The organism is Bifidobacterium sp. LH_449, assembly GCF_056356755.1.
The window spans coordinates 35,721-55,688 of record NZ_JBKEUV010000006.1 but is presented as its reverse complement, the minus strand read 5'-3'; the positions used below and the strand labels follow the sequence as shown (position 1 = coordinate 55,688).

Below are 19,968 nucleotides of genomic sequence, written 5' to 3'. Positions count from 1 at the left end.
TTCCAAGTGCAAGGAGAAGGAGCGAACATGGCTAACGGCAGCAAGCTCGTCATTGTGGAGTCTCCCACGAAGGCAAAGAAGATCGGGGGATATCTTGGCGACGGCTACACCGTCATGGCTTCGGTGGGCCATATCCGCGACCTTGCGCAGCCCAGTCAGATCCCCGCCGAAAGCAAGGCGAATTTCGGCAAGTTCGGCGTGGACGTCAACGACGGTTTCAAGCCGTATTACATCGTCGACGCCGACAAGCGCAAAACGGTGTCGGAGCTGAAAAGCGCGTTGAAGGACGCCGACGAGCTGTATCTGGCGACTGATGAGGATCGCGAAGGCGAGGCGATCGCGTGGCATCTGGTGCAGACGCTGAAGCCGAAGGTGCCGGTCAAGCGCATGGTGTTCCACGAGATCACGCCGGAGGCGATCCGCGCGTCGCTGGACAATACGCGCGATGTCGACGGCGCGATGGTCGACGCGCAGGAGACCCGCCGCATTCTCGACCGCCTCTACGGCTACGAGCTTTCCCCCGTGCTGTGGCGCAAGGTCGGACCAGGCCTTTCCGCTGGCCGCGTGCAGTCGGTCGCGACGCGCCTGATCGTGGAGCGCGAGCGTGAGCGCATGGCGTTTGTGCGCGCGTCCTATTGGGATGTTTCCGCCACGTTGACGGCTCCTGGCGCGGACGGCGAGGATGTCGACTTTGATTCGCGCATGATCGCGCTTGACGGCCGCCGCTTGGCCGCCTCGAAGGATTTCGACACGAAGGGCGCCCTGACCGAGGCCGCCTCCCGCGAAAACGTGTGCCGCCTTGGACGGGAGCAGGCCGAAGCCATTGCACAGGCCTTGCGGCATGCGCCGTTCACGGTGATCTCGATGGAGTCGAAGCCGTATCGCCGCCGCCCGCTGCCGCCTTTTACGACGTCGACATTGCAGCAGGCCGCAGGCAACCGCCTTTCGATGAGCTCGCGTCAGACGATGCGCGCCGCGCAGGGCCTGTATGAGAACGGCTATATCACGTATATGCGTACCGATTCGGTGACGTTGAGCCAGGAGGCGATCGCCGCCGCCCGCGACGCCGTCGCCTCGCATTTCGGCAAGGCGTATCTTTCGGATGCGCCGAAGCAGTATGCGACGAAGACTGCCGGCGCGCAGGAGGCTCACGAATGCATTCGTCCGGCGGGCGCGCATTTCCGTGATCCCGCGGAGTTGGCGACGCGTGTACCGGCCGACCAGTTGAAGCTGTACACGCTGATCTGGCAGCGCACTTTGGCCTCCCAGATGGCTGATGCGACCGGTTCGACGGCGACGGTGAAGCTGTCCGCTCCGGCCGAAGGCCATGGCGAGGCGCAGTTCCAGGCTTCCGGCACGGTGATTGAATTCCCGGGCTTCATGAAGGCCACCGGCGAAGGCCGTCGCGCGGCGAAGCCGGAATCCGCGTCCGAAGAGGGGAAGAAGGCCGTAAAATCCGCGGAAGACAATGCTTCGCTGCCGCCGATGAGCGAAGGTGATGTGCTATCGGCCGGCCGCGTCGGGGCCGACGGTCATGAGACGCAGCCGCCGGCGCGTTATACGGAAGCGTCGTTGGTCAAAACGTTGGAGGCCAAGGAGATCGGCCGCCCGTCGACGTATGCCAGCATCATTTCGACGATCATCGACCGCGGATACGTGTATGAGCGCGGCCGCGCGCTGATTCCTTCATGGCTGGCCTTCGCGGTGACGAAGCTGCTTGAGACGAAGTTCACGAAATACGTCGATTATGAATTCACCGCCGATATGGAAAACGGCTTGGATCGTATCGCGCACGGCGAAGAGACGGGCCGCGACTGGCTGACGCGCTTCTATTTCGGAGCCGGCGACGGCGTCGCGCAGTCCGCTGACGATGCGCAGGCCGGCCTGCAGCAGCATGTCGCGCAGTTGGGCGAGATCGACGCCCGCATGATCAATACGATTGAGATCGGCGACGGTCTGCGCGTTCGCGTCGGCCGCTTCGGCCCATATCTGGAAGATTCGGACGATCTGGACGGCGAAGGCAACCCGAAGCGTGCGTCGCTGCCCGATACGCTGGCCCCCGATGAGCTGACCGTCGCGGTCGGCCATGATCTGATCGAGAACCATTCCGGCGGCCCTCGCGAATTGGGCAAGGATCCGGCGACCGGCGGCACGGTCGAAGTGCGCAATGGCCGTTTCGGCCCGTACGTGGCGCTTGTTCCTCCGGCCGAAGCGGGGGAGGGCGCGGCCGCCGCGGAAACGTCCAAGCCGAAGCGCGGCGCGAAGAAGAACGCCGCCGATCGTCCGAAGATGGCGTCGCTGTTCAAAACGATGAACGCCGAATCGTTGACGTTGGAAGACGCGCTGAAGCTGCTGAGCCTGCCGCGCGAACTCGGTTCCTACGAGGAGGCCGACGCGCAGACCGGCGAACTGAACACCGTGACCGTGCAGGCCAACAACGGCCGTTACGGCCCGTACCTGACGAAGACCGGCGCCGACGGCAAGTCCGATACGCGCTCGCTGGGGTCGGAGGAGGAGATCTTCACCGTCACGCTTGACCAGGCGAAGGAACTGTTCGCGCAGCCGAAGTACGGCCGTCGCCGTGGCGCCGCGAAGCCGCCGCTGCGCGAGCTGGGCATGGACCCGGAAACGAACAAGCCGGTGACGATCAAGGAAGGCTTCTACGGAGCCTACATCACCGACGGCGAGACGAATCGCACGCTGCCGAAGCAGTACGCTCCGGAGTCGATCGAGCCCGCCGAAGCGTTCCGTCTGCTTGCCGAAAAGCGCGCCGCCGGCCCGTCCAAGCGTCGCGGCGCCGCGAAGAAGTCCACGGCGAAATCGTCGAAATCCGCAAAGACGGCCAAGTCCACGAAGGCCAGCGCCCAGGAGCGGGCGCGCGCCGACCGTCGCGCGAAGGTGAAGGCATTGGCCGACCAGGGCTGGGCGAACATGCGTATCGCCAAGGAGATCGGTTCCACCGCGGCCACGGTGAAAAGCGACGTCGACTGGCTGGCCGCAAACGAAGGATACGTGCGTCCCGCCGTGGTGCCCGCCCGCTGACGGCGCCGCGCTGAAACCGTACGCATTCGCCGTCGGTTTCACGTGAAACAACGAAACATGTGAAATGCGGCATGCGAGACACGACCGCCGGAGCGTCCGGAAGGGGAGAACACGATGACGGGTTTGTTCATTTCGTTCGAAGGCCTTGACGGCGTGGGCAAAACCACGCAGGTGCGCCGTCTGAAGAAATATTGCATAGAACAGGGCCGCGAAGTCGTGGTGACGCGCGAGCCCGGCGGCACCGCTTTGGGCAAGGCAATCCGTGCGATGCTGCTGCACGGCGTCGCTGTGCAGGACGCCGATCCGCAGAGCGCCGACATCGCGTCCCGCGCCGAAGCGCTGCTGTTCGCGGCGGACCGCGCGCAGCATGTGGCCGAGGTGATCCGCCCCGCACTGGAACGCGGCGCGGTCGTGATCACGGACCGCTATCTCGATTCGTCGTTGGCATACCAGGCCGGCGGCCGCGAGCTGACGCTTGCCGAGATCCGCGCTCTGAGCATGTGGGCCACGGCGGGTCTGCTGCCGGCGCGCACCTATCTGCTTGACATGGATCCCGCCGCCTCGCATCGCCGCCTGCATCGCGACGCCGACCGCATCGAATCGGCGGGCGATGACTTCCAAAACCGCACACGTCAGGCCTTCCTGGATCTGGCGGAGCGGGAGCCGGAGCGGTTCCGCGTCATCGACGCCTCCCGCTCGGTAAAGGAAGTCTGGGAAAGCATCCGCGCCGATCTGGACGTTGTGCTGGAGCAAACGCCGGTCGCGCAGGAATCGGAGTGCGCATCATGAGCGTCTGGGATTCCATCGTCGGCCAACAGCAGGCCGTCGGCCAACTGTCGGCGATCGCAAGCGGCGACCCCAAAGCGATCGCCCAATCATGGCTGATCTGCGGCCCTCCCGGATCCGGGCGATCCAATGTGGCGCGCGCATTCGCGGCGGCGCTGCAAAGCCCCGATCACGGCATGGGCGACGTCCCCACCAAAACGACGCAGCAGATCATGGCGGGCACGCATCCCGACGTCACCGTGCTGTCGACCAACAAAGTCACCATCGGCATCGACGAGGTGCGCGAGCTCATCGGCACCTCCGAACAGATGCCGGGCACCGCGCCGTGGCGCATCATCATCATCGAAGACGTCGACCGCATGCTGGAGCGCACGACGAATGTGCTGCTCAAGGAAATCGAAGAGCCCAGCGAACATGCGATCTGGCTGCTGTGCGCGCCGAGCGCGCAGGACGTGCTGCCGACGATCCGCTCACGAACGCGCATCGTCAATCTCGCCGTTCCTTCGAACCAGGCCGTCGCGCAATTCCTGCAAAGCGACGCCGGCGTCGACGGGAACATCGCCGTGCGCGCGGCGCGCCTCGCCGAAGGCCATATCGGCATCGCGAAGCTGTATGCGACGAACGAGCGCGTCCTGTCCGACCGCGACGAGCTCATCGTCGGCGTGCTCGGCCTACGGCGCGCGTCGGATGCGGTGCTGCTCGCCGGCGATCTGATCGATAACGCGAAGTCGCAGGCCGAAGCGGACGTGGAAGTGCAGGCCGCCGCCGCTGAGGCCGATTTCCGCCGCGTCAACGGCCTTGCGCCCGGCGACAGGATCCCGCCGAAGCTGCGCGGCGCCTTCAATGCGATCGCCAAAAAGGACGAATTGAAGCGGCAGGCGACCCGTCGCAGCCGCGACGTGCTGGACCGCGCATTGAATTCGGTGGCCAGCGTCTACCGTGACGTCGCGGTGCTGCAGAACAATGCCGAGGATTCGGTCGGCCTGATCAATTTGGAGAATCGCGCCGCCATCGTGGAATTGTCGGTGCGATTGACGCGTCCTGAAGCCGTGCAGCGTTTGGAGGACATCGCCACGGCGCGCCGTCGCCTCGCCGGCAACGGCAATCCGACATTGGTGTTCGAAGCCCTGTTCTGCGCGCTGATCCCGCCGTCGCGCTGATAGCGTCATGCGTCGGCGTCACCGGCGGCGGCGCATGACTCCGCGCCTATTGCGCGACGGTCGATCCGCGCACGACCAGCTGCGGGGGCAGCGAGATGTGCGCGGGATTCTCGGGGCCTGCCGCGATCAGGCGCAGCGCCTCCGAAACGATCTGCTCGAACGGCGGGCGCACCGACGTCAGCGTCGGCATCGTCGTCATGGCGATGGGGGAATCGTTGTAGCCGATGATGCGCACATCCTGCGGCACGCGCAGATGCAGCGCGTGCAACGCCACCATCGCACCGAACGCGATCGCGTCGTCCGCGCATACCAGCGCATCCGGGCGGGTCTCCGGGCTTTCCGGGCTGCCGTCCGGCGCGGTGAACAGGCGCATGGCGCAATCGTAGCCGCGCTGTACGGTGCGGTCGCCGAAGCGGTTCCAATCGGCATAGGTGCGCAGCCGGAAGGCGCGGATCTGCGTGTGGAACATGGCGAACAGCTCCGCCGATTCGAAGGAGATCTCCTTGCCGGCGAGATAGGCGACGGACCGCGCCCCCTGATCGCGCAGATGCCTAACGGACTGCTCCATGGCCGCGCTCTCGTCGATGCCCACCAGGGATGTGCGGAAGGAGCGTTGGCGGCCTCCGACCTGCACGATGGGCAAAGACGGCGCGTGCCGTTCCAGCACGTCGGCGAGATCGATGCCCGCCGCCGCGACGACGATGATGCCGTCCGCATGGCGTGCCGCCAAAGATTCGATGCGTTCGGTCTGCGCGTCCTGCGTGCCGCCGATGCCGAGCAGCAGCTGCTGCGATTCGACGTCGATGACGGGCTCCAATTCGTCGAGCAGCCGGGCGCTGAACGTTTCCGTGGCGCTGGGGATCACCAGGCCGATGGTGTTGGTGACGTCGCTGCGCAGCGAGCTGGCGGCATAGTTGACCGAATAGTTCAGCTCTTTTGCGGCTTCCCGCACGCGACGGGCGATATCGTCGTCCTTGGCGCGTCGTCCGGACAGCACGCGGGACACGGTGGCGGTGGATACGTTGGCCAGCGCGGCGACGTCGGTGATCGAGCTGGTGCCGCTTGCTTTGCCTGCCATGTGTCCTCCGGGGCCTGACGCTCGGGCGTGCGGGGAGGCCTGCGCGCCGCGATGGATGGTGGGGTCGGCGTGGAAAACGCCTTAAGCATTGTAGATGATTGCCGCGGTATGCGAAACGGCCGGGCGCCCGAAGGCGGCCTCGGCCGTTTCGCGAAGATGTCGTCGGGCCGTTCGATTATTCGGCGACGAGGGTGGCGATCAGGTTGTCGGCCACTTCGGCGGCGTTGGCGCCGTCCACGGTGATGGTGACGGTGTCGCCCTGCTTCACGCCCAGGCCCATGATGGACAGGATCGAATTGGCGGCGACCGGGGCGGCGTCGCCCTTGGCGATGGTCACGGTGCAGCCGGATGCGGTGACGGCCTGCGCGAACGTCGCGGCCGGACGTGCGTGGATGCCGACGGGATCGTTGATGACGGTGCTACGGGTTTCCATGGAAGCGCTCCTTTGAGTCATGGTGTCTGTGATTGTTTCCGGCTGCATTACGCCTGGGCGTCCAGCCGACTACAGCATATTATAGCATCGTCGCCGACATTTCAGAAATCGTTTACCCAAGTTGCATCAACGGTTTTATTGTGTATAATATCCAAAAGGCTGAAAATGATTTACCGGCGATGAAGTCGCAGAATCATGCAACTGCCACAACGTAACGGCCAGGGTCCGAAGCGGCGCCGGCACGGCCATGGCGAATCGTCGGCGAAACACACCAGACAGCAGCAAGGAGACACACACATGGACATCAAAGGTGTTGGCATCGGTCGCTCAATCGCAGTCGGACCGGTCATTCGCATGGCGGCCCCGCTGGCGGAACCGGCGGACATGCCGCGCGCGGACGGCATCAGCGCGGAAAACGAGATCGCCCGCGTCACCGCGGCCCTCGACACCGTCAACGCCGACCTGAACGCCCGCGCCGAAGCCGCCGCCAACGGCGACGAAGGCGCCAAGCAGGCCGCGCCCATCCTGCAGGCCATCGCCATGTTCGCATCCGACCCGGCATTGGCCGAATCGATCAAGAACCTCATCAACCAGGGCAAAACCGCCGAACGGGCGGTGCTCGAAGGATTCGCCGCCGTCGAAGACATGTTCCGCGCCATCGGAGGCTACCAGGCCGAACGCGCCGCCGACCTGCACGACGTCGGCCAGCGCGTCATCGCCGACCTGATGGGCGTGCCCGCCCCCGGTCTGCCGGTCAGCGACAAGCCGTTCATCCTCGTCGCCGAAGACCTGTCCCCGGCCGACACCGCGGCCCTCGACATGAGCAAGACCCTCGCCATCGTCACCTCCCAGGGCGGCCCCACCTCCCACACCGCGATCCTCGCGCGCGCCCGCGGCATCGTCGCGGTCGTCTCCGCCACCGAAGCGGAAGGCCTGACCAACGGGGAAACCGTCATCGTCGACGCCGCCCGCGGCGTCGTCGTCACCGATCCGAGCGACGAACAGATCGCCGCCGCCGAAGCCGCCAAGGCGCAGGCCGCCAAAGCCAAGGAGCTGCGCGGCCAGCCGGGCGCCACCAAGGACGGCGCCCGCATCCCGCTGCTCGCCAACGTCGGCAAGCCTGCCGACGCCGCGAAAGCATTGGAATACGGCGCCGAAGGCGTCGGCCTGTTCCGCACCGAATTCCTCTTCATCGGCAACTCCGAGCCGCCGAGCGTCGAAGAGCAGACCAAGGCCTACACCGAACTGCTGAGCCGGTTCCCCGGCAGGAAGGTCGTCATCCGCATGCTTGACGCCGGCGCCGACAAGCCGCTGCCGTTCCTGACCCCGGAAGACGAGCCGAATCCGGCGCTCGGCCTGCGCGGCCTGCGCACCCTGAAGGCGCACATGGACGTGCTGGAAGGCCAGCTCAAAGCCTTGGCCGCGGCCGACGCCGCAACCGACGCCGACCTGTGGGTCATGGCCCCGATGGTCGCCGACCAGTACGAGGCCGACTATTTCGTCAAACTCGGCAAGAGCTTCGGCCTGAAGAAGGTCGGCGCCATGGCGGAAGTGCCGTCCATCGCATTGATGGCCGACAAGGTCGCCGAAGTGGCCGACTTCGTGTCCATCGGCACCAACGATCTGACCCAGTACACGATGGCCGCCGACCGTACGCTCGGCTCCGTGGCCAACTATCAGACCGCATGGCATCCGGCGGTGCTGCGCGCCATCAAGTTGATCTGCGACGCCGGCAACGCCAAGGGCATGCCGGTCGGCGTGTGCGGCGAAGCCGCGGCCGACCCGGCGCTCGCCGTCGTGCTGGCGGGCCTGGGCGTCAACTCCCTGTCGATGACCCCGGTCGCCTTGGACGACGTGCGCGCCGAACTCGCCTCCGTCACCATGGACGAGGCCCGCGAACGCGCCGCGGCCGCGCTCGACGGCGACTTCTACACTCCGGCCGAATAGCCCACACGTCGCGGCGCGCAAGCCGAAAGGCCGCCCGGAACGATTCGGGCGGCCTTCGCCATGTCGCGTGATGGACGGGAGGGCGCGTGCCGCGTGACGATGGTGGATACTGGAAGCATGAGGATTACAGCTGATTTCACTGTCGTGCCCGACGCATACGCGAAGGCGGCGTCGCCTGAACAGCGCGTGGACGGCACTCCTGTCGTATCGTTCCCGTTCTATATCGATGACCTCGACCCGTCCGTGCGCTACCTGCACTGGCAGTTCACGGATCCGGATTCCATTCCGGTATGCGGCTTCGAATGGATCCATTGGTCGGTGGCGAATCTGCCGGTGGACGCGTTGATGTACGACTTCAACGATTCCCACGCGCTTGCCATCCCCGCCGATTTTTCGCGCATGCTGCCCGCGATGATCCCGGAGGCCGTGCAAGGACGCACGTCGGCGGCCTCCCGTTTCGTAGGCGGCGCCGATCCCGCGGTGACGATGCGATACAACGGCCCGCAGCCGCCGGACAAGGACCACGAATATTGCCTGCAGGTGTGGGGCACGGCGAAGCCGCTGCCGGGATTGAACCAGGGCTTCTGGCTGAACGAGTTGCAGCATGCGATTCGCGCGCTCGACGACGAGCCCGATCAGGGCGGCATGTTCGTCGTCGGAAAAGCCTGACCGCATACAAGACATTAAGTCCGAACATACGAGTATCCAAGCTTGTGTTCAAGGCCGCATGACGGCCGTCATATAAGGAAAGAGGAAACATACATGGCCTGCACCACGATTCTGGTCGGCAAGGACGCGAGCTATGACGGCTCGACCATCATCGCCCGTAACGAAGACAGCGCCAACGGCGAATTCAATCCGAAGCGTTTCATCGTCGTCAAGCCGGAAGACCAGCCGCGCAAGTACCGTGCCGTCATCTCCCACGTCGAAATCGACCTGCCGGAAGAGCCGATGCAGTACACCGCTGTCCCCAACGCCGACCTCAAGGAAGGCATTTGGGGCGAAGCCGGCGTGAACGAAGCGAACGTGGCGATGAGCGCCACCGAAACCCTGACCACGAACGAGCGCGTGCTCGGCGCCGATCCGTTCGTCGAACTCGTGCCGGCCAAGGGCGACCAGCCGGAGATCCCCGGCGGCATCGGCGAAGAGGACTTCCTCACCCTGGTCCTGCCGTACATCAAGACCGCGCGCGAAGGCGTGGAACGTCTCGGCGCGCTGCTGGAAGAATACGGCACCTACGAAATGAACGGCGTCGCATTCTCCGACGTGGACGAAATCTGGTGGATGGAAACCGTCGGCGGCCATCATTGGATCGCCAAGCGCGTGCCGGACGAAGCCTACGTGACCATGCCGAACCAGCTGGGCATCGACGAATTCGACCTCGAAGACGCGCTGGGCGAGCAGGAGAACCACATGTGCTCCGAAGACCTGGCCGAATTCATCTACGACAACCATCTGGATCTCTCCGTGGAGGCGACCAGCCCGTTCAATCCGCGCGACGCCTTCGGCTCCCACTCCGACTCCGACCACGTGTACAACACGCCTCGCGCCTGGTACATGCAGCGCTTCCTCAACCCGTACGACGAAGTGTGGGACGGCCCCGACGCCGACCACAAGCCGACCAGCGACGACATTCCGTGGGCGCGCCAGCCGGAACGCAAGATCACCATCGAAGACGTGAAGTACGTGCTGAGCTCCCACTATCAGGGCACCCCGTACGATCCGTACGGAAAGCTCGGCGACGAGCACACCCGCCGCATGTTCCGCACGATCGGCATCAACCGTCAAAGCCAGCTGGCCGTCATGCAGATCCGCCCGTACCGTCCGCAGGCCAGCCGTTCCATCCAGTGGATGGCCTACGGCTCCAACCCGTTCAACACGCTGATCCCGTTCTACCCGAACGTGAACACCACGCCGAAGTATATGGAAGACACCACCACGCGCGTCACCTCCGAAAACTTCTACTGGGAGAACCGCATCATCGCCGCACTGTGCGACGCCGCATTCTCCGACACCGCCAACGCCGTCGAACGCTACCAGCAGAAGACCGGCGCCATGGGCCACCGCATCATCGCCGAAACCGACGCGCGAATCGCCGAACTGTCCTCCATCATGGACGTCCGCGCCGAAGCGGCCGTCGAAGACGAATACGACGACGCGAACGGCGTCATCGACGTGCAGCCGATGGAACCGGACGACATCATCGCGGCCACCCGCAACGACGAAGTCCGACACATCCTGAACGAAGCCAACGAAAAGATGGCGACGTTCCTGAAAGAGGAAACCGACAACCTGCTTGATTCCGTGCTGTATACGGCAAGCATGAAGATGCGGAACGGCTTCAACCGCTCCGACTTCTAAACCCAAGACGCGCCCGCGACGGCCACCAGCCGAAGCGGGCGCGCTCGATATGCAGGCATGCGCAGGGCGATGCGGGGCGACGGAAAGCGCCGCAACGCACAGGCAAATCGCTGCAGAACGGCGCGCAGTGCCGGCAATCAGATCCCCGCGAACCAACATCCGACATCCCGATACAATGTTTTCGTCCTTGAGATGAGCAGAAAGGAACCCCAATGACCACCATTGCGGATTTCACCAGCCAGTATGGCCTGGTCCAAAAGATCGACGCCTTCGGATATCTCAACTATCTGAACAATAATCCGGACGCCCCTCGCAAACACGGCAAAATCGTGCTGGTCACGGCGGACACCCCGCTCAAGGCCTCCCGCGGCGAAGGCAAGACCACCACGACGATCGCAATGATCGACGCGCTGCGCGCCCGCGGCGTCGACGCCGCCGCCGTGCTGCGCCAGCCCAGCATGGGCATCACCGCGGCCGGCTCGAAAGGCGGCGCCTCCGGCGGCGGCAAGGCGTCCCTGACCCATCCTGAACTGATCGACTGGGGCCTGTGCGGCGAAATGGCCGCCATCGAAGCCGCGCAGAATCTGCTCGTCTCCTTCGCAGAAAAGGCCGTCGACGACGGCCTCATCGACACCATTCTCGTGCCGCGCGTCTCCGAAGTGCCGTCGCGCTCGCTGCGTCAGATCGCAGTCGACCGAGGCAAGGGCGACGTCGCCGAACGCGTTGTGCTGACCCCGACCTGCGAACTGATGCAGATCGTCGTGCTGTCCCGCTCCATGGGCGAAATCGCGGACCGCGTGTCCAAGATGATCGCCGGCACCAAGGACGGCAAGGCCGTCGCCTTCGGCGAATTCGTCGACCTGTGGCGCATCACCGGCATTCTGACCGACGCGGTCAAGCCGGCCAAAACCGAAACCGTCAACGGATCCCCGGTCTACGTGCACGGCGGCCCGTTCGCCAACGTCTCCATCGGCATCCCGACACTGGTCAGCGTGGAAATGGCATGCGCGCTGCATGACGTCGTCATCGTCGAAGCCGGCTACGGCGCCGACGCGGGAGCGCAGAAGTGGCTCGACATCGCCTGCCGCGAATACGGCGCGCAGTGGCCGTCCGCCGCGATCGTCGTGACCCGCGCCTCCACCTGGCGCGACGACCCGGCATTGTCCTGGCGCTACCCGTTCCATGTGCAGCGCCTGGAAGGACTTGATATCCCGACCTTCCCGCTGGTCAACCTGTGGGAAGGCGAAGACGATCAGGTGCCGGCATTGCGCGAAACCGCCAAGGAACTGAACTTCCGCGATCCGATCATCGGCAACCTGTACCGCGATGGCGGCGACGCGCTGGCCCCGCAGCTGGACGCATTCGTCGACGCCGTCGTGAACGGTTCGATGCCGGCCCAGCCGCATTCCCACCGCGGCATGGCGCTGGTCGAAAACGTGCGTTGGGTGGCCGAACACGCCTATGGCGTGCCCGTTGACCGCGTGGTGTACAAGGACGGCTTCACCGATTCCCTCGCCGAAGCGACCGCCCTGTGCGCAAGCGCCGGCATGAGCCTGAGCGATATGGCGCTGGTGGCCGTCAAGTCCCCGGCCACCATGACCGACAACGACGCCGCGCCCGAAGAGGAGCGCACCGTGACGATGAAGAAGGTCGAAGTGCACGCCGGCGCGGGCCTGGTGCACGTCAACCTGACCACGTCGCTGACCACGCCGATGCCGAAGATCGTCTGATCTGGTGGCGACAGCGGCCTAAAGGCCCAATCGCAAACGCAGAACAGCGGAACATAAGGGCTGGATGCGCGCCCGGCGCGCGTCCAGCCCGTTTTGCGTTCTACGCGCCGAGATACGGCAACACAGCAAGGACGAGGGGCGCATCAAATGCAGAAAAGGCAAAATGCACGAAAGTGTACGAAGATGTACGAAAGTACACGAAAGTGTACGAATGTATACCGAAGCGTGTGAATATGCATGAGAACGCATCAAAAAAGCCGATTCCGCATGACAATATGACATGCGGAATCGGCGCGATATGCGAAACGTGCGCTGAATCGGCGCGATTCAGCCGCAACAATCAGAAATTGCCGCCGTTCCAGCCCCAGTCGGTGGTGGCGGTGTAGCGGATGTACGTGCGGTCCTGCGGGATGCCCAGCTCGGACTCGAGCGCGGCCATGATCTGCTCGGTCAGCTTCTCCCAAGCGGAGCCCGGCACGGAACGGCCGAACACGTTGACCTCGACATATGCGGCCGGCCTGCTGTCGTCGCCGCCGAAATAGATCGGCATATCGTCTTCGAACGGGCACATCAGCCAGCCTTCGGACTTGCCGGGAACGGCGGTGATGGCCTTGCCGTAGGCGGCCTTCAAGGCTTCGCGCTGCTCCGGGGTGGTGGAGACGGAGACGTGGGTGTGAATGACGGGCATGATTCCTCCTTGTGTTGTCCGGACGCCTGGCCACGTGTCAAAGCGCCTGTGTTCAATGGTATGACGTGAGGAAACTGATTGAGCAACTTATGAAATTCGGCATCGTCGGTGTGATCGCGTTCGTCATCGATTTCGGCCTGTTGAATCTTTTCGTCGGCGTGTTCCACTGGCACAACGTGCTTGCGGCGACGCTGTCGTTCCTGATCTCGCTGGTGTTCAACTATCTGGCCAGCATGAAATTCGTATTCACCCACCGCGACGACATGGCCCGATGGATGGAAATCCTGATCTTCGTCGTCGCCGCGGTCATCGGCCTGTTCATGAACGATGCGATCATCTGGATCTCCACATACGGCATGAACCGGGACGCCTACAACACGCAGCATCTGGAATACATGATCCGCACCAACGCCGGCAAGCTCATCGCCACGGCGATCGTGATGGTTTGGAATTTCGTCATCCGCAAATGGCTGCTCGACAACACCCGCACCAATGCGATGAACCGTCTGAAGCGCGCCGACGGCCGTCTGACGCCGGAGGAGCTGGACGCCAAATGGGAGAACAGCTTCTCCCACAAGCTGGGCGTCTGGTCGCTGAAGCACACGCCCAAAGGGTGGCGCTGAACCGAAACGGCACGCGCATGTTGTCTCTGCCATGGCCAATACACTGAAACCATGAGCAAACATCGTGACCGCAATTGGGCGCCCGCGCCGGAGCCGCTGCCGGAAGGCGCCCACACCATCGACAATCACACGCATGTCGCCTCCGTCGTGCCGTTCTCGGAAGCGATGAGTCAGGAGGCCGTCCAAAAAGGGCAGGACCCCGTCCCCGTCTACAGCGTCGACGAATTATTGCAGCAGGCCGCCGCAGTGGGCATCGACGGCGTCATCGACTGTGGCTGCGAACTGCCGAATCTGATGACCGCGATCGACATGGCGCGCGAACATCCCGAAACCGTGCACGCGGCGATCGCCATCCACCCCAACGAATCCGTGCATCACGGCCATCGCGCGGTCCCCGGCCCCGACGGCCTGCCGGTGCGGTACCAGCCATGGCATGACGTGCCGTTCGACGAAGCCATGGCCGAAGTGCATCGCCTCGCGGTCACCTATCCGAAGCAGGTCGTCGCGATCGGCGAAACGGGCATGGACCTGTTCCGCACCGGCGAAGAGGCGAAGGACATCCAGCGTGAAGCCTTCCGCGCGCATATCGCGCTCGCGAAGGAGCTGAATCTTCCGCTGCAGATCCACGACCGCGACGCGCACAGGGACGTCATCGAAACGCTGCTGGCTGACGGCGCGCCCGAACGCACCGTCTTCCACAGCTATTCCGGCGACGCGGAAATGGGTGAGATCGCGCGCGAACACGGCTGGTATCTGAGCCTGTCGGGAACGTCCAGCTACAAGGGCAATGACGGAATCCGCGAATCGGCGCGCATCGTGGGCCTCGATCACGTCATGGTCGAAACCGACGCGCCGTATCTGACGCCGATGCCGTATCGCGGCCGTACGAACGCGCCCTATATGATCCCCTACACGTTGCAGGCGTTGGCCGACTATCTGGATCTGCCCGTCGGCGACGTCGCACGCGCGACCCGCAGCACGACGCGGACCGTGTACGGCGTCTGACCTCCAGTCTTTCCGGTCTCGTCGGACCGTGTCTTTTCCTCAAGTGACACGTGACGAGTAGGTAAAATGTCAGGATTTCGTTAAGATTGGCGTGAAAGGCTTTGATATCGTCGTACGACCAGAGCCGGGACGACGGATCGATGCATCCCATTGGAGGAAACGTTATGGCGGACGAGCCTAAGGATAATGAGCCCCTGTTGCGGGCTTCGGCCTACACCAATGCGCCGAAGGTGTCTCATCAGGTGATGACCAAGGAGGAGCGCAAAGAGCTCCTGAAGCTGCATGAGCAGCGTCAGCAGGAAACGGAGAAACTCGACAAGGCGGCGAGCCGCGGTGCGATCGGCCGCTGGTGGAGCCGACTGCAGAGCAGTCCTGACAAGGTCAGCCTCGCCATGTGCATCGTGGCGCTGGGCGTCGTGTACGGCGATATCGGAACCTCGCCCCTCTACACCGCGCAGGCCTTCATCTCCGGCCAGGGCGGTATCGCCAATGCGGACCGCGAAGCCGTTCTCGGCATGCTGTCGCTGGTGTTCTGGTCGATTACGCTGATCACCACCGTCAAATATGTGCTGATCGCCATGCGCATCGACAACAAGGGCGAAGGCGGCATCTTCGCGCTGTATTCGCTGATTCGTCGTTACGGCGCATGGCTGGCCATCCCCGCCATGATCGGCGGCGCGGCGTTCCTCGCCGACTCCGTGCTGACCCCGGCCGTGTCGATCAGCTCCGCGGTCGAAGGCCTCCGCACGCTGCCATTGTTCGAGAACATCTTCGAAGAGAATCAGCAGCTGACGATGATCATCACCATCGTCATCATCGCGATCCTGTTTTCCGTGCAGTCGCGAGGCACGGAACGCATCGGCAAAGTGTTCGGCTCCGTCGTCATGGTGTGGTTCGCGTTCCTCGCCGTCGTCGGCGTCATGAACTTGAGCCAGGACTGGTCCGTATTCGCCGCATTGAACCCGTACTATGGCATCAAATTCCTGTTCAGCCCGCATAACGCCGCCGGCGTCGCGCTGATGGGCACCGTATTCCTGTCGACCACCGGTGCGGAGGCTCTGTATTCCGACATGGGCCACGTCGGCCGCGGCAACATCTACTTCACCTGGCCGTTCATCAAGATCGCGCTCGTGCTGAATTACTTCGGTCAGGGTGCGTGGATTCTGGCCAATCAGAACAATCCGGAATATGCCGGCGTCGATAGCCTGAATCCGTTCTTCCAGATGATGCCGCCGTCCCTGCGCTATGTGGCCGTCATCCTGTCGGTCGCCGCGGGCGTGATCGCCTCGCAGGCTCTGATCACGGGCGCCTTCACCATGGTGTCCGAAGCGACGCGCCTCAACTGGATGCCGCATCTGCAGGTGCGCTACCCGGCCCGTACCCGCGGCCAGCTGTACATTCCGACCATCAACTGGGTGCTGTGCGTCGCCACGCTTGCCGTGCTGCTGATTTTCCAGGATTCCGAACATATCTCGTCCGCATACGGCCTGGCCTTGACTGTCACGATGGTCACGACCACGATCCTGCTGGCCGTGCATCTGTGGCATCACAGCAAGAAGGTGTTCGCGGTGGTGTTCACCGTCATCTTCCTGGCCATTCAGATCATGTTCTTCCTGGCTTCCATGGCGAAGTTCATGCATGGCGGCTGGTTCACGGTGCTGCTGACGCTGGCCATCCTCGCCGTGATGTACACGTGGATGGAAGGCACGAAACTGGAGCGCGCGCAGCGTCGTCACATGCAGCCCACCGACTGCCTGCCGGTGCTGGAGAAGCTGCATGACGACGCGTCGATCCCGCGCTTCGCCGACAACATCGTGTACCTGACGTCCGATCAGGAGATGAAGAGATTCGATACGGACATCTTCTTCTCGATCTTCGCCGACCATCCGAAGCGCGCCCGCGCATGGTGGGCGGTGTCGGTGGAGACGACGGACGAGCCGTTCACGCGCGAATACAGCGTTGAGAACTACGGCACCGACTACTTCTTCCGCGTGCGCATCCGCTTGGGATTCAAGGTTTCCCAGTCGATTCCGGCCTACCTGCACCAGATCATGAACGATCTGTCGAAGTCGGGCGAACTGCCGCAGCAGAAGTCGATCTACCCGAAGGTCGACGCCGATCCGAATATCGGCACGATCCGCTATGTGCTGATCCACAAGACGCTGATGCCGGATTCGAAGGTGTCTTCGCGCGGCGCGCTGTCGCTGAGCATGAAGTATGCGATCCGTCACGTGGCCGGCTCCCCGGTCAAGTGGTTCGGTCTGGCCGCATACAATCCGCTGGTCGAAGTGCAGCCGCTGTTCCTCGCGACCGTGCGCCCGCCGCGCCTGAAGCGCGTGTGAGTCTGCGGCGATCAGGCAAGGGGCCACCGCGGCCATTTGGATCGCCTGAAGCGCGTGAGGCTGCGGCCGTCGGGTGACCGAGGTCATTCGCCGGCATGCGTCGACTCGAAATAGGCGTTTGGGGTTGCGTCCGGTATGGGCGCAACCCCAAAACGTTATTGTTTCGAGGCTATCTTTCGATTGTGTGCACCTCATCTGGTCGGATGGGGTTTCCGCTTGTTGGAAAATCAAGGAAAACGACGGCGAAATGGCCTTATTTCGGAAGCGAGGTGCACGCTATCGTGAAATGGTCTTGAAAACAGGCGGAAAATGATTCGCGGCCGACCGGGACCGCGAACGCATGCCGATGCTGCGTGGAACCGTCCGATATGTTGCACGGGTTTTCGGGTCCATTCGGCCCGTTGCGCCGCCGGCGCGGCCTTACAATGTGCTGTACTGCAAGACTGCAGGTCGCTGCGCGGAAATGCGCGGGGCGGAAGGACATGAAGCCACGAAAGGCGCAGGTTATGAGCGGATACATCCCCACCCTTGACCAGGTTGATGAACTGCATAGGAAGATCGCGCCTTCTCAGGCCGCATACGATTTGGTGCACACGCATTGCGTCATCGTGGCGACGATTGCCTGCCAGCTGGTGCGTCGGCAGAATGCGCTGTTCATGCGCCGTTGTACGTTGCCGGCGGATGCGTCGGAACGGGTCGGCTGCCTGGCTGCGGGGAGCCGGCCGATGGTGCCGCCGACGGATGGGGTTTCGGGTGGCATGGTGCCGCCACGACTGCTGGACGAGCATGAAGTCCTGATCGGCGGTCTGCTGCACGACATCGGCACCTATTTTGTGCTGAAACATGACGGCACGGACGGCGAGCCGCTGAAATTCAGCAAGAAGAAGTACATTCAGCACGGCATCCGCGGATACCGGTATCTGATCGGCGAAGGCGTGGACGAGTCGATCGCGCAATTCGCTCGCAACCATACCGGCGTCGGACTGACGCGCGAGCAGGTCGCCGCGCAGGAATTGCCGCTGCCGTTGGACGATTACGTGCCGATGAATCTTGAACAGGAAACCGTAATGGTCGCCGACAAATACCACAGCAAGTCGGTGCCGCCGAAATTCCTCACCGTCGACGCCTACACCGAGCGCGCCGCCCGCTTCGGCGAGGAGAACCGCCGGCGTTGGCTCGACCTCGTCGAAAAATACGGCACCCCCGACGTCGAAGCCCTCGCCCGCAAGTACGACATGCGCCTGATCTGACGCCGTTTGGCGCGTGCTTTCGGCACGCGGTTCCGTTTTCCGTTCCGATCGGCGACGTTTCGTGGAGGCCGACACGCCGGTGCGCTCCGTGTCCCGTCGCAAAAAGGCCATTTTGCGACGGGACACGGAGCATAGGGGTGCGTTGCTATCCGCAGAACGTCGCAAAATGGCCTAACAGAACGTCAACCGGCGTTGCGCCTTGATAGAACGCTACAGTTCGTAAACGGTGTCCATGGTGTTGGCCACGGATTCGCGGTCGGTGACGACGATGATGCAGCGCTTGCCGTCCGCATCGCGCTTCAGGCCGCGCAGCAGATCCAGCACGGTGTCGGCTGCGGACGCGTTGGCGCAGGTTGTCGTCGCGTCGGTTGCGGTCGTGTCGGTTGCGGTACCGGCCGCATTGCCGGCGGCCGGGCCGTCTTCAAACGCGGCGGTCGGCTCGTCGACGATGATCACTTCCGCCTCGCAGGCCAGTGCTCGGGCGATGGCCACGCGATACTGGTCGAGCGCGCTCATCGTGCCGATGGCCACGCCGGACGAGACGGCCTCGAATCCGACCTTCTTGAGCAGTTCACGCGCGATGACCGGCTTCGGCTTGAGGAAGTTACGGTTGGACGCCTCCATCGCATACAGAATGTTGCTTTCCGCATCAAGGTCGGCGCGCACTGCGTAACGCTGCGGAATGAAGCCGATGCGATGCGCGAGCACTTCGATCGGCTCCAAATCGCGCAGGTTGACGCTTTTGCTGATCACGCTGCCGCTGTTCGGCATCAGAAGGCCGGTCATCACGCCAAGCAACGCCTGACGCGTTTCCGAATCGTCCTGCGCGACCAGCACGGCATACGTGTTCCCCTTATGGAACTGCAGTGACACGTCGTCAAGAACGGCGCGGCCGGTTTTCGCGTTGCTGACGGTCACATGTTCCAGTGCCAGCGTCGGATTGGCTTTCAGCGCGTAGCTGCGGCCGCCGCGGATCTCGCGGTCCAGGCGCGTCGAAACGGCGGTCGCCGCAGTGTCGGTGACGTCGTTTGAAACGGGTGCCTTCCCGTTTTCGGCGGCCTTGCCTTCAATGGCGTCATCACGCTGCAATGCCAGTGTTTCGTTGACCTTCTGCGCATTGTCGGCCGCGACGGAAGAGTCGTCGTCTGTGATGCCGTCATTTTCGGATGATTCGTTTTCCTGATCGGAACCATCGTTATCGATGACTTCATCGGTGGCGGCGTCCGCGCTGTCGTCGGAGCCGTCGTCGAAAACGAAATTGAAGGGAAGATTGTTGATGTCTTCCGCGTCGCTTTCGGTGGCGGCGTCGGCGGCGTCGTTTTCCGCGATGTCGCCGTCCGTGGTCTCAGCCTCGGCGGCGTCGACGTTTTTAGGATTGTCGAGCGTTTCCTTGTTCATCGTATCCTCGGCGGTGTCGTTGGGATTCTGCGGTTTCGCAGTTGCGTTGCGGTCGGTTGCGTTGCTGGTGGCTGCGTTGCGGTCGGCCACGTCGCTCTCGGTCGTATTGTTTTCGGTCATGTCGC

Annotated in this window: 15 protein-coding genes; 11 read left to right on the top strand and 4 right to left on the bottom strand. The window is 63.5% G+C overall.

Features of this window, described 5'->3' with window-relative positions:
* Positions 1-27 precede the first annotated feature (27 nt).
* The 3 genes from topA to AC1AX7_RS06085 all read left to right on the top strand — a co-directional run bounded on the left by topA (position 28) and on the right by AC1AX7_RS06085 (position 4,988).
* Positions 28-3,042 (top strand): type I DNA topoisomerase, encoded by a 3,015-nt coding sequence (topA, locus tag AC1AX7_RS06095; protein ID WP_476509203.1) that lies wholly within the window; start codon positions 28-30, stop codon positions 3,040-3,042.
* 114 nt (positions 3,043-3,156) lie between these two features.
* Positions 3,157-3,831 (top strand): dTMP kinase, encoded by a 675-nt coding sequence (gene tmk, locus AC1AX7_RS06090; protein ID WP_476509202.1) that lies wholly within the window; start codon positions 3,157-3,159, stop codon positions 3,829-3,831.
* The gene (locus AC1AX7_RS06085; protein WP_476509201.1) at positions 3,828-4,988 is read left to right on the top strand and encodes a DNA polymerase III subunit delta'; all 1,161 of its coding nucleotides are present in this window, start codon (positions 3,828-3,830) and stop codon (positions 4,986-4,988) included. Before tmk ends, AC1AX7_RS06085 begins: the two co-directional genes overlap by 4 nt.
* A 46-nt stretch (positions 4,989-5,034) precedes the next feature.
* Here AC1AX7_RS06085 and AC1AX7_RS06080 read toward each other — a convergent pair whose 3' ends face one another.
* Both AC1AX7_RS06080 and AC1AX7_RS06075 read right to left on the bottom strand, forming a co-directional pair.
* Positions 5,035-6,066 (bottom strand): LacI family DNA-binding transcriptional regulator, encoded by a 1,032-nt coding sequence (locus AC1AX7_RS06080; protein WP_476509200.1) that lies wholly within the window; start codon positions 6,064-6,066, stop codon positions 5,035-5,037.
* A gap of 175 nt (positions 6,067-6,241) precedes the next feature.
* Positions 6,242-6,499, bottom strand: coding sequence for an HPr family phosphocarrier protein (locus tag AC1AX7_RS06075; RefSeq protein WP_476509199.1), 258 nt, complete (start codon positions 6,497-6,499; stop codon positions 6,242-6,244).
* A gap of 297 nt (positions 6,500-6,796) precedes the next feature.
* On the opposite strand from AC1AX7_RS06075, the gene ptsP reads away from it, so the two are divergent.
* The 4 genes from ptsP (at position 6,797) to AC1AX7_RS06055 (ending at position 12,537) form a co-directional block, all read left to right on the top strand.
* Positions 6,797-8,446: a phosphoenolpyruvate--protein phosphotransferase gene (ptsP, locus tag AC1AX7_RS06070; RefSeq protein WP_476509198.1), complete on the top strand. Its 1,650-nt coding sequence runs from the start codon at positions 6,797-6,799 to the stop codon at positions 8,444-8,446.
* Positions 8,447-8,563: 117 nt separating this feature from the next.
* Complete coding sequence (locus AC1AX7_RS06065; RefSeq protein ID WP_476509197.1) at positions 8,564-9,115, top strand: YbhB/YbcL family Raf kinase inhibitor-like protein; 552 nt, start codon at positions 8,564-8,566, stop codon at positions 9,113-9,115.
* A gap of 93 nt (positions 9,116-9,208) precedes the next feature.
* Positions 9,209-10,807, top strand: a complete 1,599-nt coding sequence (locus AC1AX7_RS06060; RefSeq protein ID WP_476509196.1) for a C69 family dipeptidase — start codon at positions 9,209-9,211, stop codon at positions 10,805-10,807.
* A 212-nt stretch (positions 10,808-11,019) separates the two neighbouring features.
* A complete protein-coding gene (locus tag AC1AX7_RS06055; RefSeq protein ID WP_476509195.1) occupies positions 11,020-12,537 on the top strand; it encodes a formate--tetrahydrofolate ligase in 1,518 nt (505 codons plus the stop codon).
* A 340-nt stretch (positions 12,538-12,877) separates the two neighbouring features.
* Here AC1AX7_RS06055 and AC1AX7_RS06050 read toward each other — a convergent pair whose 3' ends face one another.
* Complete coding sequence (locus tag AC1AX7_RS06050) at positions 12,878-13,225, bottom strand: phenylpyruvate tautomerase MIF-related protein (protein WP_476509194.1); 348 nt, start codon at positions 13,223-13,225, stop codon at positions 12,878-12,880.
* 89 nt (positions 13,226-13,314) lie between these two features.
* Here AC1AX7_RS06050 and AC1AX7_RS06045 point away from each other — a divergent pair, with 89 nt between their 5' ends.
* The 4 genes from AC1AX7_RS06045 (at position 13,315) to AC1AX7_RS06030 (ending at position 18,445) form a co-directional block, all read left to right on the top strand.
* Positions 13,315-13,848 carry a GtrA family protein gene (locus AC1AX7_RS06045; RefSeq protein WP_476509193.1) on the top strand — a complete coding sequence of 178 codons (534 nt, stop codon included), beginning with the start codon at positions 13,315-13,317 and terminating at the stop codon, positions 13,846-13,848.
* Positions 13,849-13,899: 51 nt separating this feature from the next.
* Positions 13,900-14,853, top strand: a complete 954-nt coding sequence (locus AC1AX7_RS06040) for a TatD family hydrolase (protein ID WP_476509192.1) — start codon at positions 13,900-13,902, stop codon at positions 14,851-14,853.
* 164 nt (positions 14,854-15,017) lie between these two features.
* Positions 15,018-17,195 carry a KUP/HAK/KT family potassium transporter gene (locus AC1AX7_RS06035; protein ID WP_476509191.1) on the top strand — a complete coding sequence of 726 codons (2,178 nt, stop codon included), beginning with the start codon at positions 15,018-15,020 and terminating at the stop codon, positions 17,193-17,195.
* Between the two features lie 506 nt (positions 17,196-17,701).
* Positions 17,702-18,445 (top strand): HD domain-containing protein, encoded by a 744-nt coding sequence (locus tag AC1AX7_RS06030; protein ID WP_476509190.1) that lies wholly within the window; start codon positions 17,702-17,704, stop codon positions 18,443-18,445.
* A 210-nt stretch (positions 18,446-18,655) separates the two neighbouring features.
* Here AC1AX7_RS06030 and AC1AX7_RS06025 read toward each other — a convergent pair whose 3' ends face one another.
* Positions 18,656-19,963: an ATP-binding cassette domain-containing protein gene (locus AC1AX7_RS06025; RefSeq protein WP_476509258.1), complete on the bottom strand. Its 1,308-nt coding sequence runs from the start codon at positions 19,961-19,963 to the stop codon at positions 18,656-18,658.
* Positions 19,964-19,968 lie beyond the last annotated feature (5 nt).